This window comes from Cellulomonas sp. P4_B5_2 (assembly GCF_056402235.1).
The window spans coordinates 1-2355 of sequence record NZ_JBFUHU010000443.1; the positions used below are offsets into that span (position 1 = coordinate 1).

At 71.2% G+C, this 2355-nt stretch carries 2 protein-coding genes; both read right to left on the bottom strand.

Translation table 11 applies throughout. The features are described 5' to 3' along the window. Nucleotides 1–36 precede the first annotated feature (36 nt). A complete protein-coding gene (gene pyk / locus AC1DUQ_RS20860) occupies nucleotides 37–1473 on the bottom strand; it encodes a pyruvate kinase (protein WP_477062881.1) in 1437 nt (478 codons plus the stop codon). A gap of 95 nt (nucleotides 1474–1568) precedes the next feature. Beyond that, a partial coding sequence (locus tag AC1DUQ_RS20865; protein WP_477074531.1) for an FAD-dependent oxidoreductase occupies nucleotides 1569–2355 on the bottom strand: 787 nt, incomplete at its 5' end.

Consider the following 2355-nt stretch of genomic DNA (forward strand, 5'->3'; position numbering starts at 1 on the left):
CGCCGGGGCCGAACGTGGTGGTACGAGGGCGGTGCGTCAGGCGACGCGGCCGCTCGAGTTCTCCTCGTCGCCGATCTTGTGCACGACGATCGAGTTCGTCGAGCCGACGACGCCCACGGGGGCACCGGCAACGACGACGACGTAGTCGCCGATCTCCGCGAGACCGTTGGCGCGCAGCGTCGAGTCGACCTGGTTGACCATCGCGTCCGTGTCCTCGACGGCAGGCACGCGGTAGGTCTGCAGGCCCCAGCTGAGCGACAGGACGTTGCGCACGTCCTCCGCCGGCGTGAAGGCCAGCAGCGGGATGTTCGAGCGCAGGCGCGACATGCGGCGGGCCGAGTCCCCCGACTGCGTGAACGTGACCAGGTACTTGACGTCGAGAACCTCGCCGATCTCGGCAGCCGCCCGGGTGATCACGCCACCGCGGGTGTGCGGGGTGGAGCCGAGGGGCGCCATGCGCTCCCGACCCATCTCCTCGGTCGCCTCGATGATCCGCGCCATCGTGCGCACGGTCTCGATCGGGTAGTCACCGACGCTCGTCTCGCCCGAGAGCATGACCGCGTCCGCGCCGTCGAGCACCGCGTTGGCGCAGTCCGACGTCTCGGCGCGGGTGGGGCGCGGGTTGGTGGTCATGGACTCGAGCACCTGCGTCGCCACGATGACGGGCTTCGCGTTGCGACGGGCCAGCTCGACCGCACGCTTCTGCACCAGCGGGACCTGCTCGAGCGGCAGCTCGACACCCAGGTCACCGCGGGCGACCATGATGCCGTCGAACGCGGCGACGATCTCGGCCAGGTTCTCGACGGCCTGCGGCTTCTCGATCTTGGCGATGACCGGGATGACCCGGTTCTCCTCCTCCATGATCCGGCGCACGTCGTCGTAGTCGGCGGCGGACCGCACGAACGACAGGGCGATGATGTCCGCGCCGACGTTGAGGGCCCAGCGCAGGTCCTCCTCGTCCTTGTCGCTCATCGCGGGGACGGACACGGCCACGCCCGGCAGGTTGAGGCCCTTGTTGTTGGACACCGGGCCGGCGACCTCGACGCGGGTGACCACGCGGGGGCCCTCCACGGCGGTCACGCGGACCAGGACCTTGCCGTCGTCGATGAGGATCGGGTCACCGACGCGGGCGTCGTTGGGCAGACCCTTGTGGGTGGTGGAGACGAGCTCCTTGGTGCCCTGGACGTCCTCGGTGGTGATGGTGAACGTGTCACCCACCGCGAGGTCGTGCTTCTCCGCGATGAACCGGCCGAGGCGGATCTTCGGACCCTGCAGGTCGACGAGGACCGCGACGGACCGACCGGACGCCTGCGCGGCGGCGCGGACGTTGTCGTACACCGCCTTGTGGACCTCCGTGGAGCCGTGGCTGCGGTTCAACCGCGCCACGTCCATGCCGGCGTCGACGAGGGCCTGGATCTGCTCCGCCGACTCTGTGGCGGGACCGATGGTGCAGACGATCTTTGCTCTACGCATGAAGCGAGCCTATGCCTTCCGTTGTTTCTCGGTCGGACCGAAAGTCCCGTCCGACCACCGTGGCCGGCCGGTAGAGGACCGCGGTCAGGTGGGGTTCAGGGGCGCAGCGCCACGGTGCTGGCGGTGACCGGGGAGGGCAGCTCCGTGCTGCCGGAGAGGTAGGTGTCGACGGCTGCCGCGGCCGCGCGGCCCTCGGCGATCGCCCACACGATGAGTGACTGGCCGCGGCCGGCGTCCCCCGCCACGAAGACGCCCGGCACGGTCGTCGCGTAGTCGTCCGAGCGCGTGACCAGGCCACGCGGGGTCAGCTCGATGCCGATCTGCGCGGTGAGCGGGTCGACCTCCGGGCCGGTGAAGCCCATCGCGACGAGCACCAGGTCGGCCGGGATCTCGCGCTCCGTGCCCGGCGTCGGCACCCGGCGTCCGTCGGGCAGGTACTGCGTCGTGGCCAGCTGCAGCGCGCGCACGTTCCCGGACTCGTCGCCCACGAACTCGACCGTCGAGGCGAGGTAGTCCCGGTCGCCGCCCTCGGCGTGCGACGACGACACCTCGAACAGGATCGGGTCCGTCGGCCACGGCTGGTGCGCGGGGCGATCCTCCGGCGGGCGCTTGCCGATCGCGAGGGTGGTCACCGAGGCGGCACCCTGGCGCAGCGCGGTGCCGAGGCAGTCCGAGCCGGTGTCGCCGCCGCCGATGATGATGACGTGCTTGCCCTCGGCGGTGATCTGGTCCGCCACCGGCTTGCCGGCCGCGACCGCGTTGGCCTGGTGGAGGAACTCCATGGCCACGTGCACGCCGCCGAGCTCCTTGCCGGGCACCTGCAGCTCGCGCGGCACGGTGGCCCCGGTGGCGATGACGATCGCGTCGTAGCGCGCCTGCAGC